Source organism: Kitasatospora sp. NPDC001683, from assembly GCF_053596495.1.
Window position 1 is genome coordinate 94391 of sequence record NZ_JBSFGK010000012.1, and the last position, 24241, is coordinate 118631.

26 protein-coding genes are annotated in these 24241 nt (G+C 72.3%); 22 read left to right on the plus strand and 4 right to left on the minus strand.

Annotated elements, in window-relative coordinates:
* The first annotated feature begins 94 nt into the window (after nt 1-94).
* From ACWCYO_RS09485 to ACWCYO_RS09505, 5 genes are all read left to right on the plus strand, one after another.
* Entirely contained in the window at nt 95-532 is a 438-nt protein-coding gene (locus ACWCYO_RS09485) for a GntR family transcriptional regulator (protein ID WP_270148273.1), read from the plus strand.
* On the plus strand, nt 529-1458 hold the full coding sequence (locus tag ACWCYO_RS09490; protein WP_270148274.1) for an ATP-binding cassette domain-containing protein: 930 nt from the start codon (nt 529-531) through the stop codon (nt 1456-1458). Before ACWCYO_RS09485 ends, ACWCYO_RS09490 begins: the two co-directional genes overlap by 4 nt.
* On the plus strand, nt 1455-2420 hold the full coding sequence (locus tag ACWCYO_RS09495) for a hypothetical protein (RefSeq protein WP_270148275.1): 966 nt from the start codon (nt 1455-1457) through the stop codon (nt 2418-2420). The genes ACWCYO_RS09490 and ACWCYO_RS09495 overlap by 4 nt, the downstream gene beginning before the upstream one ends.
* A 118-nt stretch (nt 2421-2538) precedes the next feature.
* Nucleotides 2539-3381 carry a chitosanase gene (locus ACWCYO_RS09500; protein ID WP_449783867.1) on the plus strand — a complete coding sequence of 281 codons (843 nt, stop codon included), beginning with the start codon at nt 2539-2541 and terminating at the stop codon, nt 3379-3381.
* Between the two features lie 256 nt (nt 3382-3637).
* Nucleotides 3638-4738: a substrate-binding domain-containing protein gene (locus ACWCYO_RS09505; protein WP_449783868.1), complete on the plus strand. Its 1101-nt coding sequence runs from the start codon at nt 3638-3640 to the stop codon at nt 4736-4738.
* 72 nt (nt 4739-4810) lie between these two features.
* On the opposite strand, the gene ACWCYO_RS09510 is transcribed toward ACWCYO_RS09505, so the two are convergent.
* Complete coding sequence (locus ACWCYO_RS09510; RefSeq protein ID WP_449783869.1) at nt 4811-5680, minus strand: 3-hydroxybutyryl-CoA dehydrogenase; 870 nt, start codon at nt 5678-5680, stop codon at nt 4811-4813.
* 329 nt (nt 5681-6009) lie between these two features.
* Here ACWCYO_RS09510 and ACWCYO_RS09515 point away from each other — a divergent pair, with 329 nt between their 5' ends.
* Nucleotides 6010-6828 (plus strand): SDR family NAD(P)-dependent oxidoreductase, encoded by an 819-nt coding sequence (locus ACWCYO_RS09515; RefSeq protein WP_270148281.1) that lies wholly within the window; start codon nt 6010-6012, stop codon nt 6826-6828.
* Nucleotides 6829-6852: 24 nt separating this feature from the next.
* Here the strand turns inward: ACWCYO_RS09515 and ACWCYO_RS09520 are convergent, their stop codons facing one another.
* Entirely contained in the window at nt 6853-7767 is a 915-nt protein-coding gene (locus tag ACWCYO_RS09520; RefSeq protein WP_270148283.1) for a polysaccharide deacetylase family protein, read from the minus strand.
* Nucleotides 7768-7978: 211 nt separating this feature from the next.
* Between ACWCYO_RS09520 and ACWCYO_RS09525 the strand changes: the two genes are divergently transcribed.
* The 3 genes from ACWCYO_RS09525 (at nt 7979) to ACWCYO_RS09535 (ending at nt 10077) form a co-directional block, all read left to right on the plus strand.
* Nucleotides 7979-8863: an SAM-dependent methyltransferase gene (locus tag ACWCYO_RS09525; protein WP_270148285.1), complete on the plus strand. Its 885-nt coding sequence runs from the start codon at nt 7979-7981 to the stop codon at nt 8861-8863.
* Nucleotides 8864-8965: 102 nt separating this feature from the next.
* Nucleotides 8966-9532 carry an HD domain-containing protein gene (locus ACWCYO_RS09530; protein ID WP_270148287.1) on the plus strand — a complete coding sequence of 189 codons (567 nt, stop codon included), beginning with the start codon at nt 8966-8968 and terminating at the stop codon, nt 9530-9532.
* A 38-nt stretch (nt 9533-9570) separates the two neighbouring features.
* On the plus strand, nt 9571-10077 hold the full coding sequence (locus tag ACWCYO_RS09535) for an FBP domain-containing protein (protein WP_270148289.1): 507 nt from the start codon (nt 9571-9573) through the stop codon (nt 10075-10077).
* Between the two features lie 2 nt (nt 10078-10079).
* On the opposite strand, the gene ACWCYO_RS09540 is transcribed toward ACWCYO_RS09535, so the two are convergent.
* On the minus strand, nt 10080-10454 hold the full coding sequence (locus tag ACWCYO_RS09540; protein ID WP_449783870.1) for an RNA-binding S4 domain-containing protein: 375 nt from the start codon (nt 10452-10454) through the stop codon (nt 10080-10082).
* A gap of 75 nt (nt 10455-10529) precedes the next feature.
* A complete protein-coding gene (locus ACWCYO_RS09545; RefSeq protein WP_270148293.1) occupies nt 10530-10973 on the minus strand; it encodes a VOC family protein in 444 nt (147 codons plus the stop codon).
* A 126-nt stretch (nt 10974-11099) separates the two neighbouring features.
* On the opposite strand from ACWCYO_RS09545, the gene ACWCYO_RS09550 reads away from it, so the two are divergent.
* From ACWCYO_RS09550 to ACWCYO_RS09610, 13 genes are all read left to right on the plus strand, one after another.
* Nucleotides 11100-12266, plus strand: a complete 1167-nt coding sequence (locus ACWCYO_RS09550) for a methyltransferase (protein ID WP_449783876.1) — start codon at nt 11100-11102, stop codon at nt 12264-12266.
* Nucleotides 12267-12405: 139 nt separating this feature from the next.
* A complete protein-coding gene (gene argC, locus ACWCYO_RS09555; protein WP_270148295.1) occupies nt 12406-13434 on the plus strand; it encodes an N-acetyl-gamma-glutamyl-phosphate reductase in 1029 nt (342 codons plus the stop codon).
* A gap of 2 nt (nt 13435-13436) precedes the next feature.
* On the plus strand, nt 13437-14600 hold the full coding sequence (gene argJ / locus ACWCYO_RS09560) for a bifunctional glutamate N-acetyltransferase/amino-acid acetyltransferase ArgJ (protein WP_449783877.1): 1164 nt from the start codon (nt 13437-13439) through the stop codon (nt 14598-14600).
* 172 nt (nt 14601-14772) lie between these two features.
* Nucleotides 14773-15648 (plus strand): acetylglutamate kinase, encoded by an 876-nt coding sequence (gene argB, locus ACWCYO_RS09565; RefSeq protein ID WP_270151352.1) that lies wholly within the window; start codon nt 14773-14775, stop codon nt 15646-15648.
* Entirely contained in the window at nt 15645-16850 is a 1206-nt protein-coding gene (locus tag ACWCYO_RS09570) for an acetylornithine transaminase (RefSeq protein ID WP_270148297.1), read from the plus strand. Before argB ends, ACWCYO_RS09570 begins: the two co-directional genes overlap by 4 nt.
* Nucleotides 16851-16873: 23 nt before the next feature.
* Nucleotides 16874-17422, plus strand: a complete 549-nt coding sequence (locus ACWCYO_RS09575; protein WP_270148298.1) for an arginine repressor — start codon at nt 16874-16876, stop codon at nt 17420-17422.
* Nucleotides 17423-17535: 113 nt separating this feature from the next.
* Complete coding sequence (argH, locus tag ACWCYO_RS09580; protein WP_270148299.1) at nt 17536-18993, plus strand: argininosuccinate lyase; 1458 nt, start codon at nt 17536-17538, stop codon at nt 18991-18993.
* A gap of 108 nt (nt 18994-19101) precedes the next feature.
* Complete coding sequence (locus tag ACWCYO_RS09585; protein WP_270148300.1) at nt 19102-19359, plus strand: sigma-70 RNA polymerase sigma factor region 4 domain-containing protein; 258 nt, start codon at nt 19102-19104, stop codon at nt 19357-19359.
* Nucleotides 19360-19626: 267 nt separating this feature from the next.
* Nucleotides 19627-20130, plus strand: a complete 504-nt coding sequence (locus ACWCYO_RS09590; protein ID WP_270148302.1) for a GNAT family N-acetyltransferase — start codon at nt 19627-19629, stop codon at nt 20128-20130.
* A 550-nt stretch (nt 20131-20680) separates the two neighbouring features.
* Nucleotides 20681-21706 carry a methionine ABC transporter ATP-binding protein gene (locus ACWCYO_RS09595; RefSeq protein WP_270148303.1) on the plus strand — a complete coding sequence of 342 codons (1026 nt, stop codon included), beginning with the start codon at nt 20681-20683 and terminating at the stop codon, nt 21704-21706.
* 5 nt (nt 21707-21711) lie between these two features.
* Entirely contained in the window at nt 21712-22446 is a 735-nt protein-coding gene (locus tag ACWCYO_RS09600; protein ID WP_449783878.1) for a methionine ABC transporter permease, read from the plus strand.
* A gap of 58 nt (nt 22447-22504) precedes the next feature.
* Complete coding sequence (locus ACWCYO_RS09605) at nt 22505-23329, plus strand: MetQ/NlpA family ABC transporter substrate-binding protein (RefSeq protein WP_270148304.1); 825 nt, start codon at nt 22505-22507, stop codon at nt 23327-23329.
* A gap of 206 nt (nt 23330-23535) precedes the next feature.
* Nucleotides 23536-24171, plus strand: a complete 636-nt coding sequence (locus tag ACWCYO_RS09610) for a GNAT family N-acetyltransferase (protein ID WP_270148305.1) — start codon at nt 23536-23538, stop codon at nt 24169-24171.
* The last annotated feature ends 70 nt before the right edge of the window (nt 24172-24241 follow it).

The following is a 24241-nucleotide window of genomic DNA, read 5'->3' on the forward strand; positions in this document are numbered from 1 at the left end:
GGGCCCCGCTCGGACCGTTTCCGCGGTCCGAGCGGGGCCTTTTGCGTTCCCTTGGCTTGACGGCGCGTCACCATACCCGCTTAACTCATTAACTATGGAACTAGATAAAGGCGCCGACCAGCCCTCCCCGATCGAGTTCCGCCTGGACCCGGCCTCCGGCGTCCCGACCTACCTGCAGCTCGTGCAGCAGGTCGAACAGGCGTTGCGGATGGGCTGGTTGGCCGAGGGGGACCGGTTGCCCCGGGTGCGCGAGGTGGTCGCCGGGCTGGCGATCAACCCCAACACCGTGCTCAAGGCCTACCGGGAACTGGAGCACCGCGGCCTGGCGGCCGGCCGGCGCGGCCAGGGCACCTTCGTGCGTGGGCTGCCCGCCGGAGTGGTGCCGCTGCGCGAACGGGCCGCGCTGCGGCGGGGCTTGCTGGACTGGATGCGCTCGGCGCGGGCCGCCGGGCTGGACGAAGGGGGGATGGTCGCGGTGTTCGAGGACGCGCTGCGCGACCTGCGTGAGGGACGCGACGGGGTGGTGGCATGATGGCGGCGACGGACACCGTGATCGACTGCGGCGGGATCGGCAAGCGCTACCGCCGCTCCTGGGCGCTGCGGGACTGCCACCTCGCCGTCCCGGCCGGGCACGTGGTGGCCCTGGTCGGCCCGAACGGCGCCGGCAAGACCACCCTGCTCAGCCTGGCCGCCGGCCTCACCCTGCCCAGCGAGGGCGCGATGACCGTGCTCGGCGACCAACTCCCCGGCTCGCCCAGGGCCTTGGACCGGATCGGCTTCGTCGCCCAGAACGCCGCGCTCTACCCCGCACTGCGCGTGCGCGACCTGCTCGCGATGGGCCGCCACCTCAACCGGCGCTGGGACGCCGCCCGGGCGCGCGACCACCTGGACGGCCTCGGCATCCCGCTGGAGCGCAAGTACGGCAGGCTCTCCGGCGGCCAGCAGGCCCAGGTCTCGCTCGCCCTGGCCCTCGCCAAGCGTCCCGAACTCCTGCTGCTGGACGAGCCCTTGGCCGCGCTCGACCCGCTCGCCCGGCACGACTTCATGTCCGTGCTGCTCACCGCGGTGGCCGAGGACGGCCTCTCGGTGGTGTTCTCCTCGCACGCCGTCAACGAGCTGGAGCAGAGCTGCGACTACCTGGTGGTGCTGGCCGGCGGCCGGGTCCAGGTCTCGGGGGAGGTGGACGACCTGCTGGGCGGCCACCGGATGCTCACCGGCCCGACCGCCGAAGCGGACGCGGTCGCCGAGCGCCTGCCGGTGGTCCGCGACCGCCGGGCCGGCACCCAGTCCCACCTGCTCGTCCGCACCGGCGGGGTGGACGCCCCGGTCTCCGACGGCTGGCGCCAACAGCGCATCGGCCTGGAGGAGTTGGTGCTCGCCTACCTGCGTGAGCCGACCGTTTCCGCCCTGCCCGGCCCGCGCGGGGCCGTCCGTCCGAACCAGAAGGTGCTGTCGTGAGCTCCACCACCCTCGCCCCGCCCCGCTCCGCCGTGCTGCGGGCCGCCGGGCTGCGCCACCGACCCGCGCTGCTGACCCTGCTCGCGGTGATGGGCGCGATCTCGCTCGCCCTGCTGCTGCACGGCTGGTACCTGCACAACGGCCTGGAGCGGACGGGCGCGGCCTCCTGCGATCCGGCCACCGAGGCCTGTCGGGTCAAGTTCAAGCAGTTCCTGCACCAGTACGCCGACAGCATGCCGATGCTCACCGCCGTGTCCTACGTGCTCGGCGGATCCTTCGGCGCCTTCCTCGGCGGCCCGTTGCTGGCACGGGAGTTCGAGCACGGCACGGTCCGCTTCGCCTGGACCCAGGGTGCCGGGCGAAGCCGCTGGACGGCGGGCGGCCTGGCCGTGGGCGGCGCGGTGCTGGCCGGCGTGTCGGTGCCGTTCGGGCTGCTGCTGCACTGGTGGATCGTGCCGTCCACGATGGCGAGCGGAAGCTTCACCCCGGAGAGCTTCGTTCAGATGCCGCCCGTGCTGGCCGGCCGGGTGCTGGTGGCCTTCGGGACGGCGGCGCTGGCCGGCGCGGTGCTGCGCCGCACGGTGATCGCGGTGGGGCTCGGCCTGGCGGTCTCGGTCGCGCTGCCGTTCCTCGCGTATGCCGTGCGCTCGGACTACATGGCTCCGGTGGAGGATTCGACGCACACCCTGGCGCCCCTGGCGCTGGACGACCGCTGGCTGCTGAGCGTCTGGTTCTCCGACCCGGCTGGTAACCGGATCTCCGAGGGTGACTTCTACAACCTCGGACGTGACAACGCAGACCTCCAGTCCCTGGTGCGCGACGGGGGGTACACCGTGCACGAGGTGTACCAACCGGCCGACCGGTTCTGGCCGTTCCAGTGGATCGAGTTCGGCTGGACGACCCTGCTCGCCGTGGCGCTGTGCGCGGCGGCGGTCTGGTGGGTGCGGCGCCGGGCGGCCTGACCTGGGTCGTTCACATCCGGCTTGAAGTGAATACGTCAAAACCCTTGCGGCGCCGGGACTGTAGGGCTTTTGCTTCTCGTTAGGAAGGTTTCCTAACCCACGAGGAACCGGAGCATCCATGCGTCCTCAGCCCCGCCGTGCCCTCCGCATGGCCCTCGCCGCCGCCCTGGTGGCCGCGCCGCTCACCGTCGCGGCCACCTCGGCCGCCCAGGCCGCGCCCGCCGCCGCAACCTCCGTGCAGCTCAGGGGAGTCGGCCTCGACGACCCGCACGAGAAGGACATCGCGATGCAGCTGGTGTCCAGCGCGGAGAACTCGTCGCTGGACTGGAAGGGCCAGTACAAGTACATCGAGGACATCGGCGACGGCCGCGGCTACACCGCCGGCATCATCGGTTTCTGTTCGGGCACCGGCGACATGCTGGAGCTGGTCCAGCACTACACCGATCTCAAGCCCGGCAACGTCCTCGCCAAGTACCTGCCCGCGCTGAAGAAGGTCAACGGCAGCGACTCGCACGCCGGCCTCGGCACCCCGTTCACCAAGGACTGGGCCACCGCCGCCAAGGACCCGGCCTTCCAGCAGGCCCAGAACGACGAGCGCGACCGGGTGTACTTCAACCCGGCCGTCAGGCAGGCCAAGGCCGACGGCCTGCGCGCGCTCGGCCAGTTCGCCTACTACGACGCCATCGTGATGCACGGCCCGGGCAACGACTCCGACAGCTTCGGCGGCATCCGCGTCGCCGCCATGAAGAAGGCGAAGACGCCCGCCCAGGGCGGCGACGAGGCCACCTACCTCAAGGCCTTCCTGGACGCCCGCAAGGTGGCCATGAAGAAGGAGGCCGCGCACTCCGACACCAGCCGGGTCGACACCGAGCAGCTGGTGTTCCTCAACGCCGGGAACTTCGACCTCAACCCGCCGCTCAAGTGGAAGGTCTACGGCGACAGCTACGCCATCAACGGCTGACGCCCGGGTCGGAGCAGTGGCGGGAGGCCGTTCGGCCCGGTCTCCCGCCGCTCCGGCATTCGGTGCCCCCATTCGGTGCCCCCCCGCGAAATACCCAAGGGAATGTGAAAGTCCTGTTCATCCCGTAACGAATCGAGCAAGGGGATAACGAAGGATCTCTCCCGCATTGACGCATTCGCCCGGTGGCGTTTGACTCCCTCCCCTGCCGCAGTGTTGCGGCGCAGTACAGGAGGCACCACCGATCATGATCAGACCCATGCGTCTCGCGGCCACGGGCACCGCCGCCGTGTCGCTCGCACTCGCCCTCACGGCCTGCGGTCAGACTGCCGCGACCCAGGCGCCGGCGGCCGGCGGAGGCGCAGACGCAGGCGCAGGCGCAGGCACCGAGGGCATCGGTCTGCTGCTGCCGGAGAGCACGTCCTCCACCCGGTACGACGCGTTCGACAAACCACTGATCGAGAAGACGGTGGCGGGCCTCTGCACGAAGTGCACGGTCAGCTACGCCAACGCCGGTGGTGACGCGAACGCCCAGAAGAAGCAGTTCGACGACATGGTCGCCAAGGGCGTGAAGGTCATCCTGCTCGACCCGGTCGACGCCAAGCTCACCGCCCCGTGGGTGGACGCCGCCAACGCCAAGGGCGTGAAGGTGGTCGCCTACGACCGGCTGGCCCAGGGCAAGGTCGCCGCGTACGTCTCCTTCGACAACCAGCAGACCGGCCAACTCCAGGGGCAGTCCCTGCTCGACGCCCTCGGCCCGAAGGCCTCCGCGGCCAGCGTCGTGATGATCGACGGCGCCGAATCCGACCCCAACGCGGCGCAGTTCAAGGCGGGCGCGCACCTGGCGCTGGACGGCAAGGTCAAGATCCCCTACGAGCAGTCCGGCGAGTGGAAGCCGGACGTGGCCACGGCGAAGATGAACGAGGCCATCCAGAGCCTCGGGAAGAACGGGTTCCAGGCCGTCTACGCCGCGAACGACGGGATGGCCGCCGCCGTCATCGAGGCCCTGAAGGCCGCGGGCATCAAGAACGTGCCGGTGGGCGGCCAGGACGCCTCCATCGACGCGATCCGCCGGGTGCTCACGGGCGAGCAGGCCTACACCATCTACAAGCCGTACAAGCCCGAGACGGACGCGGCGGGCACCATCGCCGTACAGCTGGCCGAGGGCATGGACATCAGCACCACCGCGACCTCGTCCACGGACAGCGGCGGGCTGCGCATCCCCTCGCTGCTGCTCACCCCGATCGTGGTGACCAAGCCGAGGGTGGAGGCCACCGTCGTCGTCGGTGGGCTCTACAAGGCGTCCGACATCTGCACCCAGCAGTACCAGGACGCCTGCGCGGAGGCCGGGGTCAAGTAGCCGGGACCGTCGGGAACTCGACGAGGGCGCGGCCGCACCGACCAGGTGCGGCCGCGCCCTCGCCGTCGAGCGTCAGGCGCTCGCGGTGTAGTCGTAGAAGCCGCGGCCCGACTTGCGGCCCAGCAGGCCGGCGTCGACCATCCGGGACAGCAGCGGCGGAGCGGCGTACAGCGGCTCCTTGTACTCGTCGTACATCGACTCGGCGATCGAGACGATGGTGTCCAGGCCGATCAGGTCGCACAGCCGCAGCGGGCCCATCGGGTGGGCGCAGCCGGCCTCCATGCCCTTGTCGATGTCGGAGGCGGTGGCCACGCCCGACTCGAACATCCGCACCGCGGAGAGCAGGTACGGCACCAGCAGCGCGTTGACCACGAAGCCGGCCCGGTCGCGGGCGCGGATCGGCTCCTTGGCGAGCACCTGGGAGGCGAAGGCCTCGACCCGCTCGGTGGTGACGGCCGAGGTGGTCAGGGTCGGGATGACCTCGACCAGCTTCTGCACCGGCGCCGGGTTGAAGAAGTGCAGGCCGATCACCTGCTCCGGGCGGGAGGTGGCGGCGGCCAGCTTCACGATCGGGATGGACGAGGTGTTGGAGGCCAGGATCGCGTCGCGGCGCTCGACCACCCGGTCCAGGGTCTCGAAGATCCGGACCTTGACGTCCTCGCGCTCGGCGACCGCCTCGACCACCAGGTCGCGGTCCGCGAAGTCGGACAGCTCGACGGTGAAGGTCAGCCGGGCCATCGCCTCGTCCCGCTGCTCCGGGGTCAGCTTGCCGCGCTTGACCGCCGTCTCCAGGGAGTTCGTCAGCCGGGTGCGCCCGAACTCCAGCGCTTCACCGCTGGCCTCCGACACCATGACGTCCAGCCCGGCCCGGGCGAAGACCTCGGCGATGCCCGACCCCATCAGGCCGCAGCCGACTACTCCGACGCGCGCGATGTCACTCACTCAGTTGCCCTTCGGTGGTGCTGGGGGTCGCCCAGCGAAGTGGTGGCCCAGCGAGCTGCTGGTCAGCGGGTCGGTGTACCGGAATGGGTGCACCGGTCACCGCCCCGACGACGTTACTACTCCGTACCGGCGAGTAGGTCACCCCCTCCCCGGCGCAGTGCCACCGCGACACCCGGCACGGTGCCACCGCGACACCCGGCACGGTGCCGGCCCGGACGGCCGTCCGAACGGGTGAGGCCGCGCCGCCCGCGCGTGTGCCCGGGGCCGCCACCGCCCGGCGCCCGACAGAATGCCGCAGACGGGGGCCGGGGACGGGAAGGGAGCACGCGGTGTCGACGGGATCGCTCACAGGACAGGTCGCCCTGATCACCGGCGGCGGCCGGGGCATCGGCCGGGAGATCGCCATCGGGCTCGCCGCCGAGGGCATGGCCGTCGGCCTGGTCGGCCGCACCCACGACACGCTGACCGCCACCCTCAAGGAGTGCGTCAAGCACGGCTCCCGGGGCGTCGCCGTCACCGCCGACGTCTGCCGCCACGGCTCGGTGCGCGAGGCCGTCCGCCTGGTCGAGCGCGACCTCGGCCCGATCGACCTGCTGGTCAACAACGCCGGCCAGGTCGACCGCGCCGAGGTGCCGCTGTGGGAGACCGACCCCAACCAGTGGTGGCAGGTGATCGAGACCAACCTGCGCGGCCCCTACAACCTGCTGCGCTGCGTACTGCCCGGCATGGTCGCCCGCCGCCACGGCCGGGTGATCAACCTCAACTCCGGCTTCGCGCTGCGCCCGGACGGCGACTACACCGCGTACGCGACCTCCAAGGGCGCGCTGCTCCAGCTCTCCGACAACATGGCGGACTCGCTGGCCCAGCACGGCGTCGTGGTCCTCGACATCAGCCCCGGCGCGGTGGCCACCGACATGACCGCCGGGATGCCGATGTTCAAGGACATGAAGGACTGGGGCTCGATCCCGTACATGGTCGCGGTCACCGTGGACGCCGCCCGCGGCCGCTTCGACGCGCTGCACGGGCGGTTCATCCACGCCGGGCGGGACGACCTGGAGGAGCTGGTCGAGCGGGCCGACGAGATCCGGGAGGCGGACGCCCGGACGCTGCGGCTGCGCCCGTACAAGGACGACGACCCGATGGCCTGACCCGATTTGCCTGAGATCGGCGGGTCAGGCGCACAGCTGGCTGGCGGTGACCGGCTTGAGCCCCGCCTTGGCCAGCCCGTCCAGGATCGCCGGCAGCGCGTCGATGGTGCACTGGTGGCCCATGTGCAGGGCCACCACCGAGCCGCCGCGCACCGCGCCCAGCACCCGGCGCTGCAGCTCGGCGGCGGTCGGGTCGCTGTAGTCGCGCGGGTCGACGTCGTAGGACAGCACGTGCTCGTAGCCGACGGCCTTGGCCTGATCGGCCACCATCGAGGTGGCGTACTGCGCGGCGGAGGGGCGGAACCAGCGGCCGATCGAGCCGGTCAGCGCCTTCAGCCGGTCGGCGCACTGGGCGATCTCGGCGCGGGCCTGGTCCGGGGTCATCGCGGAGATGTTGAGGTGGTTCTGGGTGTGGTTGCCCAGCTCGTGGCCGCCGTCCAGGATCCGCTGGACCATCTGCGGCTGCTGGTCCAGCCAGCTGCCGACCGCCAGCACGGTCAGTTTGGCGCCGCGCTGCTCGGCGGCCTCCAGCAGGGCGGTGGCGAGCTTCGGGTCACCGCTGCCGTGGCAGGTCAGCGCCACGTTCTTGGCGGTGCGCGGCCCGTGCACCACCTCGTAGGGCGTGCCGGCCGCCAGCGGCGCCAGCACCGGCGGGGTCGGCGGGGCGGAGGCCTGGGCGGACGCCTGGGGAGCGGCCGGGGTGGCCGTGCCGGTGGGCGTCGGGGTGGTCGGGGCGGGGGAGTCGGGCCCCTCGCCGCCGGTCCAGGCCGGGTCGGTGGTGTGCTGGGGGTCGACGCTGCCGGGGTGCGCGGCGAGCGCCGCCCCGGGCTCGGCGCGGCGGGGCGTGCCGCTGCCGCAGGACGTGAGGAGCCCGCCGGAGGCGGACAGGGCGGCCAGCTTGGCGGCGGTGCGCAGTACGGTGCGGCGGTCGGCAGTCATCGGCAGCCAGCATAGAGAGGACGGCCCCGCGGGGCGATCCGCACCGCCGTCCGCAACGGCTTTGACGTGCACACACTCGCTTTTCACGAGTGTGTGCGTAAACCTGAACTCCCGCTGTTTCCACGGCGTGTCCTTGGATACGATCGCCGCGCACCGCGTTGTTACGGGGCAGTAGGCACATTCCGGCATTGCGCATTGGGGGCGGAACAGGATGCATGAGGACACCGCGGCCATCGACCAGGACACCCGCACCGGCTGGGAGTGGGCCAGAGCCGACGACTGGCAGCCGCCGAGCGAGCTCGACACCGGCATCCCGCACACCGCCCGGATGTACGACTACTACCTGGGCGGCAAGGACAACTTCGAGGCGGACCGCAAGGCCGCCCAGGCCGCGATAGCCGCCTACCCGGCACTGCCGCTGCTGGCCCGCACCAACCGACAGTTCCTCGGCCGGGCCGTCGAGTTCGCGGCGGGCCGGGGGATCCGCCAGTTCATCGACATCGGTACCGGGATCCCGGCCGTGGGCTCCACCAGCGAGGTCGCCCAGCGGGTCGCCCCGGACGCCCGGGTGGTCTACGTGGACAACGACCCGATCGTCGCCACCCACGCCCGCGCCCTGCTGGCCGGCCACCCGGCCGGGCACACCTCGGTCATCGAGGCCGACCTGCGCGACCCGGAGGCGATCCTCGGCCACCCGGCGCTGGCCGCCGCCGTGGACCTCTCCCAGCCCGTCGCGCTGATGCTCGTCGCCGTCCTGCACTTCATCCGCGACGAGGAGGGCGCCGAGCGGATCGTCCGCACCCTGCGCGACGCGCTCGCCCCCGGCAGCGCCCTGATCCTCTCCCACGGCAGCCCCGACTTCGCCTCCCGTGAGAGCGCCGCCGAGGGCGCCCGGATCTACAAGAGCGCCAGCGCCCCGCTGGTGCTGCGGCCCCGGTCCGGTGTCGAACCCTTCTTCGGCGACTTCGAGTTCGTCGGCCCCGGGCTCGTCCAGCTGCCGCTCTGGCGCCCCACCGCGGGACACGTCCGCACCGCCGAGCTGCCCGAGGGCTGGCAGGACGTCTCCGCCTACGCCGGCGTCGCCGTCAAGAAGTGACCGCGGGGCCGGTCCCGGCGCCCCCCTCCGGCGCCGGGAACCGGTCCTCGCAGACTACGGCTGGGCACTGACAAACCGTCACCGCCCCGGATACCCTGCGGCGTGACCACCGCACTGCCGCCCCTGCCGCCCCTTCCGCCGGATGCCGCCGAGCTGCTGCGGGCCGTCGAGGCCCCGCCCCGGCTGGTCGCCCACCTCGCGCTCGTGCACCAGGTCGCCGAGCAGATCGCCGAGTTCTGCGCCGCCGAGGGCCTGGCCTTCGACCGGGAGGCCGTCCGGTTCGGCGCCGCCACCCACGACATCGGCAAGGTGGTCCACCCCGAGGAGCTCTCCGGGCCCGGCTCCGCGCACGAACCCGCGGGCCGCGCCCTGCTGCTCACCCACGGCGTCGCCGAACCGCTGGCCCGATTCGCCCGCAGCCACGCGAGCTGGGGCGAGCCCGGTATCACCACCGAGGAACTACTGGTCAGCCTGGCCGACAAGGCCTGGAAGAACCAGCGCGTCCGCGACCTGGAGGACCTCGTGATCGACCGGCTCGCCGGGGCCACCGGCCGGGAACGCTGGGAAACCTTCCTCGCCCTGGACGACCTGCTCACCCGGATCGGCGAGGACGCCCCGCGGCGGCTCGCGCTGCAGGCCGCCCATCCGGTGCGTACCGGGAGAAATTGACGCGACAGCGCGCGGCGCGCGGTGTTAGCTTCGGCGCCATGCAACCCCTCAGCGACCCAGAGATCCGTGCGTCCTTCGTCAACTGCTCCAAGGGCGAGGCCCGTCGGCTCAACCTGCCCCGGGGCCTGGCCGAACTGCCTTGGGAGAGTCTGGACTTCCTCGGCTGGCGGGACCAAGGCGCGCCCGACCGGGCGTACTTGGTGGCGCCGTACCAGGGCCGGCTGGTCGGGGTGACGCTGCGCTCGCCGATGGTCCGGCGCAGCCTGACCAAGACCAACGTGTGCTCGCTGTGCATCACCGCGCACGCCGGGTCGGGCGTCGCGCTGCTGGCCGCCCGCCGGGCCGGGGCCGCCGGGCGGGAGGGCAACACCGTCGGCACGTACGTCTGCGCCGACCTGGCCTGTTCGCTCTACGTCCGCGGGCTGAAGAAGTCCACCCTGGTCACCCGGCCCGACGAGTCGCTGCCGCTGGAGGACCAGGTCGCCCGTACGGTGCTCAACCTCGACGCCTTCCTGGCCCGGGTGCTCACCGACACCGCCGCATAGGACTACCGTCCGCGCAGCTGGTCCAGGTCCCGGCGCTCCCGCTTGGTCGGGCGCCCCGCGCCGCGGTCCCGCTCGAAGGCCGGTGCCGTGAACTCGCGCGGCGGTCGCGGCGGGCTGTTGTCGATCAGGCACTCCGCCGCGACCGGGGCGCCGACCCGCTTGCGGATCAGTTTCCGCACCTCGACCACCCGCTCGTAGCCCTCCCCGCGGAGCCGGACCTCGTCCCCGGGCTTGAGCGTCTGCGCCGGCTTGGCCCGTTCGCCGTTCACCCGCACGTGCCCGGCCTTGCAGGCGGCCGCCGCCAGCGAGCGCGTCTTGGCCAGCCGGACGGACCAGATCCAGACGTCCACCCGCACGCTTCCCTCGTGTTCAGCCATCCCCGGAGCCTACCCAAGCCGAGTCCCAAGCCGAGTCCCGAGTCGCGTCCCCGAGTTGCGTTCCCGAGCCGCGTTTCAGACCGCAGCGGCGGAGGCTTCCTGGAACTCGTGCGCCTCACGGATGTCGGGCACCTCCTGGACCGCCCAGCCGTTGCCGTCCGGGTCGTTGAAGAACACGAAGTTGTTCCAGGCCTCGCCGTGTCCGTTCACCCGCGCCCCCGCGACGAAGTGCTGGACCGGGCTCACCTCCACGCCGCGCGCCGCCAGCTCCGCGTGCGCCTTCTCTATGTCGGTCACCACCAGCTGGAGCCCCTTCACCGAGCCCGGCGCCGCGTCGATCAGCCCGCTGCCCACGACGATCGAGCAGCGCGAACCCGGGGGAGTCAGCTGGACCACCCGGACCCCGTCGCGCAGCCGGGTGTCGTGGTCCACCGTGAAGCCGGCCTGCTCCTCGTAGAAGAGCTTGGCGCGGTCCACGTCCGCCACCGGCACCACCACGACTTCGAGCTTCCAGTCCATCGCCCTCACCCCTCTCGGTCGGGCTCTTCCAGTATCTGCCCGAACCGTTCCCCGGTGGCCTTCGGATAGCCTGAGAACACGATGAATCCGCAGACCACGCCCCCCGCGTCCCCGCCGGTCACCTCGCTGGCGACGCCCTGGGGCGCCCTCGACCTCACCCGCTTCCCGGCGGACCCGCGCGAGCGGTTGCGGGCCTGGGACGCCGCCGACGAGTACCTGCTGCGCCACCTCGCCGGCGAGGCCGACAGCGCCGACGGCGCCGCGACCGAGCTGGCCGGCCGCCGGATCGCCGTCCTCGGCGACCGCTGGGGCGCGCTGACCACCGCACTGGCGCCGTACGAACCGGTCCAGATCACCGACTCCCACCTCGGCCGGCAGGCCACCCGGGAGAACCTCGCCCGGGCCGGTGCCGCCGTCGACGAGGCCCGGCTGCTCACCACCCGGGACACCCCGCCGGAGCGGATCGACGTCCTGCTGGTGCGCGTCCCCAAGAGCCTGGCCCTGCTGGAGGACCAGCTGCACCGGCTCGCCCCGGCGGTCCACCCCGGCACGGTCGTGGTCGGCACCGGCATGGTGACCGAGATCCACACCTCCACCCTGCAGCTGTTCGAGAAGGTCCTCGGCCCGACCCGCACCTCGCTGGCCGTCCGCAAGGCCCGGCTGATCTTCTGCACCCCCGATCCGGCGCTCGACCCCGGCCCCAGCCCGTGGCCGCACCGCTACGCGCTGCCGCCGGACATCGGCGCCGCCGCCGGCCGTACGGTGGTCAACCACGCCGGCACCTTCTGCGCCGAGCGGCTCGACATCGGCACCCGCTTCTTCCTGGCCCACCTGCCCACCCCCGCCCCCGGCGACCGGGTGGTCGACCTGGGCTGCGGCAACGGCGTGGTCGGTACGGCCGCCGCACTGGCCGGGCCGGGCGCCGAGCTGGTGTTCGTGGACGAGTCCCACCAGGCGGTGGCCTCCGCAGAGGAGACCTTCCGGACCAATCTGGGCCCGGAGGCCCCGGCCGAGTTCCGCACCGCCGACGCGCTCGACCCGGCGGTGTTCGCCCCCGGCTCGGTGGACCTGGTGCTCAACAACCCGCCGTTCCACTCCCACCAGGCCACCACCGACGCCACCGCCTGGCGGATGTTCACCGGCGCCCGGCGCGCGCTGCGGCCGGGCGGCGAGCTGTGGGTGGTCGGCAACCGCCACCTCGGGTACCACGTCAAGCTGCGCAAGCTGTTCGGCAACTGCCAACTCGCCGCCGGCAATCCCAAGTTCGTGGTGCTGCGCGCGGTCAAGCGGTAGCCCGCGCGGCGGTTCGGCAGCGCCGTCCCGATCCGGAAGCCGTGCCGACAGCGCATGGCCGGCCGTGCGGTTCGCCTACCCAGCCTTGCATGACTTTTCCTCCACGCGTATATTCATGCCACGACGAAGGAGGAACGCCATGGCATTGCGAGTCGCCGTCGCCGGCGCGAGCGGATACGCGGGCGGCGAGGTGCTGCGCCTGCTGCTCGGCCACCCCGAGGTGGAGATCGGGGCGCTGACCGGCGGCTCGAACGCGGGCAGCAGACTGGGCGAGCTGCAGCCGCACCTGCTCCCGCTGGCCGACCGCGTCCTCGAGCCCACCACCCCCGAGGTGCTGGCCGACCACGACGTGGTGTTCCTGGCCCTGCCGCACGGTCAGTCCGCCGCCGTCGCCGAGGCCCTCGGCCAGAACGTCCTGGTGGTCGACTGCGGCGCCGACTTCCGGCTCAAGTCCGCCACCGACTGGGAGCAGTTCTACGGCTCCGCCCACGCCGGCACCTGGCCCTACGGCCTGCCCGAACTCCCCGGCCACCGCGCTGCGTTGAAGGGCAGCAACCGGATCGCCGTGCCCGGTTGCTACCCGACGGCCGTCTCCCTGGCGCTCTTCCCGGCGTACGCGGCCGGGCTCGCCGAGCCGGAGGCCGTGGTGGTCGCCGCCTCCGGCACGTCCGGTGCGGGCAAGGCCGCCAAGCCCCACCTGCTCGGCAGCGAGGTCATGGGCAGCGTCAGCCCGTACGGCGTCGGCGGCGTGCACCGGCACACCCCGGAGATGGTGCAGAACCTCACCCCGCTCGCCGGCGAGCCGGTCACCGTCTCCTTCACCCCCACCCTCGTCCCGATGCCGCGCGGCATCCTCGCCACCTGCTCCGCCAAGGCGAAGCCGGGCGTGAGTGCCGAGAGCCTGCGTGCGGCCTACGCCGAGGCGTACGCGGACGAGCCCTTCGTCCGCCTGCTGCCCGAGGGGCAGTGGCCGCAGACCAGCAGCGTCTACGGCGCCAACACCGCCCTGATCCAGGTCGCCCTGGACGCCACCGCCGGGCGGATCATCGCGATCAGCGCGATCGACAACCTGGTCAAGGGCACCGCGGGCGGCGCGGTGCAGAGCATGAACATCGCCCTCGGCCTGCCCGAGGAGCTGGGCCTTCCCCTGAACGGAGTCGCACCGTGACCATCCCGAACACCGGCGTGACCGCCGCCAAGGGCTTCCGCGCCGCCGGCGTGACCGCGGGCATCAAGGCCTCCGGCACCCCGGACCTCGCCCTGGTGGTCAACGACGGCCCCTCGCTCGCCGCGGCCGGCGTCTTCACCGCCAACCGGGTCAAGGCCGCGCCCGTGCTCTGGTCCCAGCAGGTCCTCAAGGGTGGTCAGGTCTCCGCCGTCGTGCTCAACTCCGGTGGCGCCAACGCCTGCACCGGCCCGGCCGGCTTCCAGGACACCCACGCCACGGCGGAGAAGGTCGCCGCGGAGCTCGACCTCAACGCCGGCGAGGTCGCCGTCGCCTCCACCGGCCTGATCGGCGTCCGGCTGCCGATGGACATCCTGCTTCCCGGCGTCACCCTGGCCGCCCAGCAGCTCAGCGAGACCGGTGGCGAGGCCGCCGCGATCGCCATCAAGACCACCGACACCGTGCACAAGACCGCCCAGTTCACCAGCCCGGCCGGCTGGACGGTCGGCGGCATGGCCAAGGGCGCGGGCATGCTCGCCCCGAGCCTGGCCACCATGCTGGTCGTGCTCACCACCGACGCCGACCTGGACTGCGCCGCCCTGGACGCCGCGCTGCGCGGCGCCACCCGCACCACCTTCGACCGGATCGACTCCGACGGCTGCATGTCGACCAACGACACCGTGCTGCTGCTCGCCTCCGGCGCCACCGGCATCACCCCGGACCGGGCCGAGTTCGCCGAGGCCGTCCGCACCGTCAGCGCCGACCTGGCCCGCCAGCTGATCGGCGACGCCGAGGGCGCCAGCAAGGACATCCGGATCGACGTCACCGGCGCCGCCACCGAGGACGAGGCCGTCGAGGTCGCCCGCACGATCAGCCGCAACAACCTGCTCAAGTGCGCCATCCACGGCGAGGACCCCAACTGGGGCCGGGTGCTGTCCGCCATCGGCACCACCAGCGCCGCCTTCGACCCCGACCGGCTCGACGTGGCCATCAACGGCGTCTGGGTCTGCAAGGACGGCGGCGTGGGCGAGGACCGCGAGCTGGTCGACATGAAGGCCCGCGACGTCGTCATCACCGCGAACCTCAACGCCGGTACGGCGAGCGCCTCGCTGTGGACCAACGATCTCACGGCCGACTACGTCCACGAGAACAGCGCCTACTCCAGCTGACCCGCTGACCCGCTGACCCGCTGACCCGCTGACCCGTTGACCGGCTGATCCGCCGATCCGCGACATCCTCCCCCAGCCTCCGGCCGGGGGGACCCCCATCGACGAGGGAATCCCCGTGCAGATCGCACCCAAGGGCGAACAGGCCCGCAACAACACCGCGTTGCCCAAGGCCATGACGCTGATCGAGGCGCTGCCCTGGCTGGAGCGCTTCCACGGCAAGACCATCGTGATCAAGTTCGGTGGCAACGCCATGGTCGACGAGGACCTCAAGGCGGCCTTCGCCCAGGACGTCGTCTTCCTGCGCTACGCCGGACTGCACCCCGTCGTGGTGCACGGCGGCGGCCCGCAGATCAGCGCCCAGCTGGACAAGCTCGGCCTGGAGTCCAACTTCACCAACGGCCTGCGCGTCACCACCCCCGAGACCATGGACGTGGTCCGGATGGTGCTGGCCGGCCAGGTCCAGCGCGAGCTGGTCGGCCTGCTCAACGAGCACGGCCCGTTCGCCGTCGGGATGACCGGCGAGGACGCCCACACCATGACGGCCGTCAAGCGCTACGCCGTGGTCGACGGCGAGCCGGTCGACATCGGCCTGGTCGGCGACATCGTCAACATCGAGGCCGGTGCGGTGAAGGCGCTGATCGCCGACGGCCGGATCCCGGTCATCTCCTCGATCGCCCGCGGCGCCGACGGCCACGTCTACAACATCAACGCCGACACCGCGGCCTCCGCCCTGGCGGTCGCGCTCGGCGCCGAGATGCTGGCGGTGCTGACCGACGTCGAGGGCCTGTACAAGGACTGGCCGAACTCCGACGACGTGATCAGCCAGCTCAACGCCGGCGAACTGGAAGCCCTGCTGCCCAATCTGGCCAGCGGCATGCTCCCCAAGATGGAGGGCTGCCTGCGTGCCGTCCGCTCCGGCGTGGGCACCGCCCGCGTGCTGGACGGCCGGGTGCAGCACAGCCTGCTGCTGGAGATCTTCACCGACGAGGGCATCGGCACGATGGTCGTGCCGGACGACGAACCGACCGTGACCGGGGGACTGGCATGACGCACAACGAGCAGCTCACCGACCGGTGGCAGCACGCCTTCACCGACAACTACGGCACCCCCCGCGTCCCGCTGGTGCGCGGCGAGGGCGTCAAGCTCTGGGACGCCGACGGCAAGGAGTACACCGACCTGCTCGGCGGCATCGCCGTCAACGCCCTCGGCACCGCCCACCCGGCGGTCGTCGCGGCCGTCACCCGGCAGATCGCCACCCTCGGCCACGTCTCCAACCTCTTCATGGCCGAGCCGACCATCGCCCTCGCCGAGCGGCTGCTGCGGCTGGACGGCCGCGAGGGCGGCCGGGTGTTCTTCTGCAACTCCGGCGCCGAGGCCAACGAGGCCGCCTTCAAGATCAGCCGGCGCACCGGCCGCACCCACCTGGTCGCCCTCCAGGGCGGCTTCCACGGCCGGACCATGGGCGCCCTCGCGCTCACCGGCCAGCCCGCCAAGCAGGACCCGTTCCGCCCGCTGCCCGGCGACGTCACCCACGTGCCCTTCGGCGACGTCGAGGCGCTGCGGGCGGCCGTCACCACCGAGACCGCCGCCGTCTTCCTCGAGCCGGTCCAGGGCGAGAACGGCGCGATCCCGCTGCCCGACGGCTACCTGAAGGCCGCCCGCGAGATCACCCGGGCCACCGGCACCCTGCTGGTCCTGGACGAGATCCAGACCGGCATCGGCCGCACCGGGTACTGGTTCGCCCACCAGGCCTTCGAGGGCATCGAGCCGGACGTCGTCACCCTGGCCAAGGCGCTCGGCGGCGGCCTGCCGATGGGCGCGGTGCTGGCCTTCGGCGAGGCCGCCGAACTGCTCACCCCGGGCCAGCACGGCACCACCTTCGGCGGCAACCCGGTGGCCGCCGCGGCCGGACTCGCGGTGCTGGACACCATCGAGTCCGAGGGGCTGCTGGAGCACACCCGCAAGATCGGCGAGCGGCTGCGGCACGGCATCGAGGCGATCGGCGACCCACTGGTCTCGCACGTGCGCGGGGCCGGCCTGCTGCTCGGGATCGTGCTCACCCGGCCGGTCTCCGCCCGGATCCAGGCCGCCGCACAGCGGGCGGGCTTCCTGGTCAACGCCGCCGTCCCGGAGGCCGTCCGGCTGGCGCCGCCGCTGGTGCTCACCGAGCAGGACGCGGACGCCTTCCTCGCCGCGCTGCCGGGCATCCTCCGGACGGTCCGGGAGAGTGCCCCGGCCGATGCGAGTTGACCGTCGTCCGGGAGAATAATCACATGACCGATTCCCGCTCCGGCCCCTCCGCCGCCGGCCCGACGCCGCAGGTCCCGCAGACCCGCACCGCGCGCCACCGGCGGATCGTGGACCTGCTCACCCGCCAGCCCGTGCGTTCGCAGAGCCAGCTCGCCAAGCTGCTCGCCGACGACGGACTCGTGGTCACCCAGGCCACCCTGTCCCGGGACCTGGACGAGCTGGGAGCGGTCAAGATCCGCAACCGGGACGGCGCGCTGATCTACGCCGTCCCGGCCGAGGGCGGCGACCGCACGCCGCGCGCACCGATGGGGGAGTCGGCCAGCGAGGGCCGGATGGCCCGGCTGGCCGGCGAGCTGATGGTCTCCGCCACGGCCTCCGGCAACCTGGTCGTGCTCCGCACCCCGCCCGGGGCCGCCCAGTTCCTCGCCTCGGCGATCGACCAGGCCGAGGTGTTCGAGATCATCGGCACCATCGCCGGTGACGACACCGTGCTGCTGATCAGCCGCGACCCCGCCGGCGGCCAGGCGCTGGCCGACCACCTCATGCAACTCGCCCAGGCCAAGGCCCAGTAGCACCGTCCGACCCCGACCCCGGCTGCGGAAGTCCCCGCAGCCGGGGTTTTGTGTTTCATACGAGGTCATGCATACTTATGCCACCCGCTGCACAAGTGTGAGGAGCCACCGCGATGACCGCCCAGCAGTCCCCCCCGGGCGCGCCCTTTGGCGACCGAGGAGCAACTGACGTCCGCCTCTGGGGCGCGCGCTTCGCCGACGGCCCGTCCGAGGCGCTGGCCAGGCTCTCCGCCTCGGTCCACTTCGACTGGCGCCTCGCGCCGTACGACATCGCCGGCTCCAAGGCCCACGCCCGGGTGCTGCACAAGGCCGGCCTGCTCTCCGACGAGGAGCTGGCCGGCATGCTGGCCGGCCTCGACCAGCTGCTCGCCGACGTCCAGGCCGGTGCGTTCGTCGGCACGGTCGCCGACGAGGACGTCCACACCGCCCTGGAGCGCGGCCTGCTGGAGCGCCTCGGCGCCGACCTCGGCGGCAAGCTGCGGGCCGGGCGCTCGCGCAACGACCAGATCGCCACCCTGTTCCGGATGTACCTGCGGGACCACGCCAAGACCATCGGCGGCCTGCTGCTCGACCTCCAGCACGCCCTGGTCGGCCTCGCCGAGGCGCACCCGGACACCGCGATGCCGGGCCGCACCCACCTCCAGCACGCCCAGCCGGTGCTCTTCGCCCACCACGTCCTCGCGCACGTGCAGGCCCTCGGCCGGGACGCCGAGCGGCTGCGCCAGTGGGACGCCCGCACCGCCGTCTCCCCGTACGGCTCCGGCGCGCTGGCCGGCTCCTCGCTCGGCCTCGACCCGCAGGCCGTCGCCGTCGACCTCGGCTTCGAGGGCGGCTCGGTCGGCAACTCCATCGACGGCACCGCCTCCCGCGACTTCGTCGCCGAGTTCGCCTTCGTCACCGCGATGATCGGCGTCAACCTCTCCCGGATCGCGGAGGAGGTGATCATCTGGAACACCAAGGAGTTCGGCTTCGTCACCCTGCACGACGCCTTCTCCACCGGCTCCTCGATCATGCCGCAGAAGAAGAACCCGGACATCGCCGAGCTCGCCCGCGGCAAGTCCGGCCGGCTGATCGGCAACCTGACCGGCCTGCTGGCCACCCTCAAGGCGCTGCCGCTCGCCTACAACCGGGACCTCCAGGAGGACAAGGAGCCGGTCTTCGACTCCTGCGACACGCTGGAGGTGCTGCTGCCCGCGTTCACCGGGATGATGGCCACCCTCACCGTGCACCGGGAGCGGCTGGAGGAGCTGGCCCCGGCCGGCTTCTCGCTCGCCACCGACATCGCCGAGTGGCTGGTCAAGCAGGGCGTGCCGTTCCGGGTCGCGCACGAGGTCGCCGGGGCCTGCGTCAAGGTCTGCGAGGCCCAGGGCATCGAGCTGTCGGACCTGACGGACGAGCAGTTCGCCTCGATCTCCGAGCACCTGACCCCCGAGGTCCGCTCGGTGCTGAGCGTGCACGGCGCCATCGCCGCCCGCAACGGGCGCGGCGGCACCGCCCCCTCGGCCGTCGCGGTCCAGCTCGCCGAGGTGAAGGCGGACCTGGCGCGGCAGCAGGAGTGGGTCCAGGGCTGATCCCTGGCGCGGCGGGGGAGGGGCGCGGCGGTCCGACCGGCGCGCCCCTCCCGCGTGCGCGCCCCGGTCCGGGCGTAACCGGCTCCGCCCGGGCCCGTCATGCACGGTGTGCGCACCCCCCTTCCGTCCGTCCCCTCCGCCGAGGACGTCTACCTCGCCGAACACCGCCGCCGGGTGGTCCGCGAGACCGTCGCCGCCCTGCCCGGCCGCTGCCCGCAACTGATCGCCGCCCTCGCCGAGGACCCGCCACCCACCTATCGCGAGCTCTCCGAGCGCCTCGGCGTGCCGCGCGGCTCCATCGGCCCCACCCGCTCCCGCTGCCTGGCCTGCCTACGCCTGCTCCTCCACGCCGAGCGCTACCCCTGACCACCCCCGCTCCCAGTCCCCTCGCCCTGCGTGACCGCCTCACCCGGGCGCCCCACACCCGGCGCCCACCCCGCACGCCCCGCCCGGCCCCCGCTCCGCCGCGGCGTGACCCTTGCCACGTCTGCCCCTCCGAAGGTTGAGGCGACCTGACACCCGGGTAGCACGCTGGCGAACGTCACTCTTGACGGTGGCGCATACGCTCGGATACTGAGCGTGAGCGCGCCACCCTCTGCGCGCCGGGCACGACGACTGGGGAGGCCCCTCCACATGGGCATGAGCGTGATCATCTCGGCCGCTGCGGCCGAAGATGCGGAGCAGATCCTCAAGCTCCAGTACCTGGGCTACCAGCCCGAGGCGGAGCTGTACGGCGACTGGGCGATCGAGCCCCTGACCCAGAGCCTGGAGAGCCTCCGCACCGAACTGACCGAGCAGCACGCCCTGGTCGCCCGCCTGGGCGACGAGGTGGTGGGCACCGTCCGTGGCCACGTCGACGCCGAGGGCATCGGCCGGATAGGGCGCCTGGTGGTCCACCCCCGGATGCAGCGGCACGGCCTGGGCGGTCGGCTCCTGGAGGCCCTGGAGCGCCGGATGGCCGAGGACGACCGTCCGGTGAAGGCCTACCGGCTGTTCACCGGCCACCGCAGCCTCGGCAACCTGCGGCTGTACGCTCGCCAGGGCTACCGGCAGACCGCCGTCGAGCAGGTCAGCAGCCGGCTGAGCTTCGTGCACCTGGAGAAGCCGGCCGCGACCCCGCTCGCCGCGACCGCCTGAGCCCCGCCGGTACTCGGCCCCCTCGACGCCGCCACCATCCGGACGCCCCGGTGGCGGCGTCGAGCCGTATCGCCCCAGGTCAGAGCGATGAGTGTCCGCAATGCGGACATTCGCGGCCGAACAGTTGGGCGCAATTCGGCTGATCTGTTTTACTGGCTCACATGACTGCGACGACGAACTGGACCCCCACCGGCACGCTGCCGGCAGGTGAGCGTGCCATGTGCCGTCGAATGTGTCACTGCTGAGGGCCACCGCCCCCGGGCACCCCGTCGAGGGTGCCTCCCCCTCGCGCCCCGAAGCGAGACTCCGGCGCCGCTCCCGCCCGTGCGAGCGCGCCCTCCTCCCGGAACACCTCCCCTCCGGCGTGCCCGCCACCCGCGGCCGCCGATGACTCGTCAGGGCCACGCCGTCGCGCGGCCCGGCCCTCCTGCGGCCACGATCAAGGGGTGGCTGGTCCGGATCCCCCTGGTGAGGCGTCGTAGGACACCGCCGGCCGCGACCCGGCCGCCCGGTCGACACCGCCGCCCGCCCCCGACCCACGGAAGCAGCTGTGATCACCACCACGGACCTGACCAAGGTCTACCGTTCCCGAGGCCGCGAGGTGACCGCTCTCGACGGCGTCGACCTGCACGTCCGCCCGGGCGAGGTCTACGGCGTCGTCGGCACCAGCGGTGCCGGCAAGTCCACCCTCATCCGCTGCGTGAACATGCTGGAGCGCCCGACCTCCGGCACGGTCACCGTGGACGGGGTCGAGCTCACCGCGCTGTCCGGCGGCGAGAACCGGGCCGGCAAGGACCTGCGCGAGGCGCGCCGCCGGATCGGCATGGTCTTCCAGCACTTCAACCTGCTCTCCTCCCGCACGGTGCAGCAGAACGTCGAACTCCCGCTGGAGATCATCGGCCTGGACCGCACCCAGCGCCGCCGCAAGGCCGCCGAACTGCTGGACCTGGTCGGCCTCGCCGCCTTGGCCCGCAGCTACCCCAACCAGCTCTCCGGCGGCCAGAAGCAGCGGGTGGGCATCGCCCGCGCCCTGGCCGGCGACCCCAAGGTGCTGCTCTCCGACGAGGCCACCTCGGCGCTCGACCCGGAGACCACCCGCTCGATCCTCAAGCTGCTGCGCGACCTCAACGAGCAGCTGGGCCTGACCGTCCTGCTGATCACCCACGAGATGGACGTCATCAAGTCCGTCTGCGACTCCGCCGCCCTGATGCGCGGCGGCCGGGTGGTGGAGTCCGGCGAGCTCACCGACCTGCTGGCCGAGCCCGGCTCGGAGCTGGCCCGCGAGCTGTTCCCGCTCAGCGAGTTCGGCACCGGCCGTCCTGGCACGACCGTCCTGGAGATCACCTTCCAGGGCGACACCCCGGCCCAGCCGTTCGTCTCCCAGCTGGCCCGCACCTACCAGATCGACATCAACATCCTGGGCGCCGCGGTGGAGACCATCGCCGGCCGGATGGTCGGCCGGATGCGGGTCGAGCTGCCCGGCGGCCACCAGGACAACGTGGTGCCGATCGGCTACCTGCGCGAGCAGGGCCTGCAGGTGGACGTGCTCGGTACGGCGAACGGAGCGGTGGCATGAGTGGCCTGAGCTGGGACCAGATGCAGGAGCTGATGTGGCCCGCCACCCAGGAGACCTTCGAGATGGTCGGGGTCGCGACGGTCTGCACCGTCCTGCTCGGACTGCCGATCGGCGTGCTGCTGGTGCTCACCTCCAAGGGCGGCGCGCTGCAGAACCAGCCGGTGAACAAGGTGCTGGGCGCGATCGTGAACCTCGCCCGCTCGCTGCCGTTCATCATCCTGATGATCGCGCTGATCTCCTTCACCCGGTGGCTGACCGGCAACTCCCTCGGCTGGCAGGCCGCGACCGTGCCGCTGACGGTCGGCGCGATCCCCTTCTTCGCCCGGCTGGTCGAGACCTCCGTCCGTGAGGTGGACCGCGGTCTGATCGAGGCCGTCCAGGCGATGGGCGGCAGCACCTGGACGCTGGTGCGCAAGGCGCTCGTCCCCGAGGCGCTGCCCGGCATCGTCGCCTCCGTCACCACCACGGTGATCGCGCTGATCGGCTACTCCGCGATGGCCGGCACGGTCGGCGGCGGCGGCCTCGGCGACCTCGCCTACCGGTACGGCTACCTGCGCTTCGAGACCGCCTTCATGTGGATCATCGTGGCCGAGATCGCGATCATCGTCACGGTCATCCAGCTGGCCGGCGACCTCGCCGTGCGCCGGCTGGCCAACCGGGGCCGCGGCGGCGGACGCACCCGCCTGCTCCGGCCCCGCGCCGCCACCCCGGCGCCCGACGAGGACCTCGTCGCCTCCTAGACCTCCCTCGTCCGACCTCCGGACGCGGCTCCCCGCATCACGCAGAAAGGCACTTTTCGTGCGCAACGTTGTGAAGTTCACCAGTGTCCTCGCCACCGCCGGCCTCGCCCTGTCGCTGGCCGCCTGCAGCAGCTCGGGCTCGTCCTCCTCGGACCCGAACGCGCCGCTGAAGGTCGTGGCCAGCCCGACCCCGCACGCGCAGATCCTCAAGTTCGTCAACGACAACCTCGCGGCCAAGGCGGGCCTCAAGCTCGACATCAAGGAGGTCACCGACTACGTGACCCCCAACACGGCGGTGCAGGACGGTTCGGCCGACGCCAACTACTTCCAGCACGTCCCGTACCTGGATGACTTCAACAAGAAGAACGGCACGGACATCGTCTCGGTCGAGACCGTCCACCTGGAGCCGCTGGGCGTCTACTCCAAGAAGGTCAAGTCGGTCGACGACCTGCCGAACGGCGCCACCATCGGCCTGCCGAACGACGCCACCAACGAGGGCCGCGCGCTCAAGCTGCTCGCCGACGACAAGCTCATCACCCTCAAGGACGGCGCCGGCACCGCCGCCACCCCGGCGGACGTGACGGGCAACCCGAAGAACTTCAAGTGGAAGGAGCTGGAGGCCGCCCAGCTGCCCCGCTCGATCGCCGACCTCGACGCCGCGGTGATCAACGGCAACTACGCGCTCGACTCCGGCCTGAAGCCCGCCACCGACGCCCTGGTGCTGGAGAAGGCCGAGGGCAACCCGTACGCCAACATCCTCGCCGTCAAGAAGGGCAAGGAGAGCGACCCGCGGGTGAAGAAGCTGGCCGAGCTGCTGCACTCCGACGAGGTCAAGAAGTACATCAACGACACGTTCCAGGGTTCGGTCATCCCGGCCTTCTGATCGTCGTACGGTCATACCGCATAGCGCATAGCGCCCGACCGGGCCCCCGCCGCACCTCGGCGGGGGCCCGGTCGGGCAGTATGCACCAGGCACACCACGGCGGACCGGGTTCTGACGTACCGTCGTGCGACCGGCGCACCACGTGATACCCGGGGCGCGCCGGAGGCGTACGGTGTTGTGTTCACGACCCGGCGAGGAGAGACGGCATGGCAGCGAGCTTCCCCGAGACCGCCATCAGCACCGAACGGCTGCTGCTGCGTCCCCTTGCGGAGGACGACGCCCCCGGTCTCGCCGCCATGATGGCCGACGACCTCGTGCTGGCCTGGACGGACCTCCCGCACCCCTTCACCGAGGGGTACGCGGCCGAGCTCGCCCGCACCCTCGCCCCCGCCCACCGCAACGACGGGCGCGGCATCGTCTTCGCCGTCACCGAGCACCTCACCCAGCGGCTGGTCGGCCTGGTCGAACTGCGCAACACCGACTGGCGGCTGCGCAGCACCGAGATCTCCTACGTCACCGCCACCTGGGCGCGCGGCGAGGGCTACGCCCCGGAGGCCGTCCTCGGCGTCGCCCAGTGGCTCTTCGAGGACCGCGGCTTCCTGCGCCTGGAGATGCGCACCGCCGCCGGGAACACCGCCGCCCAGCAGGTCGCCCAGAAGATCGGCGGCATCAGCGAGGGCGTGCTGCGCAGTGCCTGGATAGTGCGCGGCGAGTCCGGGGAGGTCGTGGAGGAGAGCCGCAGTGACCTGATCCTGTGGAGCCTGCTCCCGGAGGACCTGGAGTCGCCCGAACTGCACCGCGACGGCTGGCACGGCGACCACCGCTACGTGCTGCGCGACTGAGCCACCGTCCGGCCACCCGCCCGGCACGGACATGTGTACGAGATGTCGGCCTCCGGGCGGCCGTACCCGG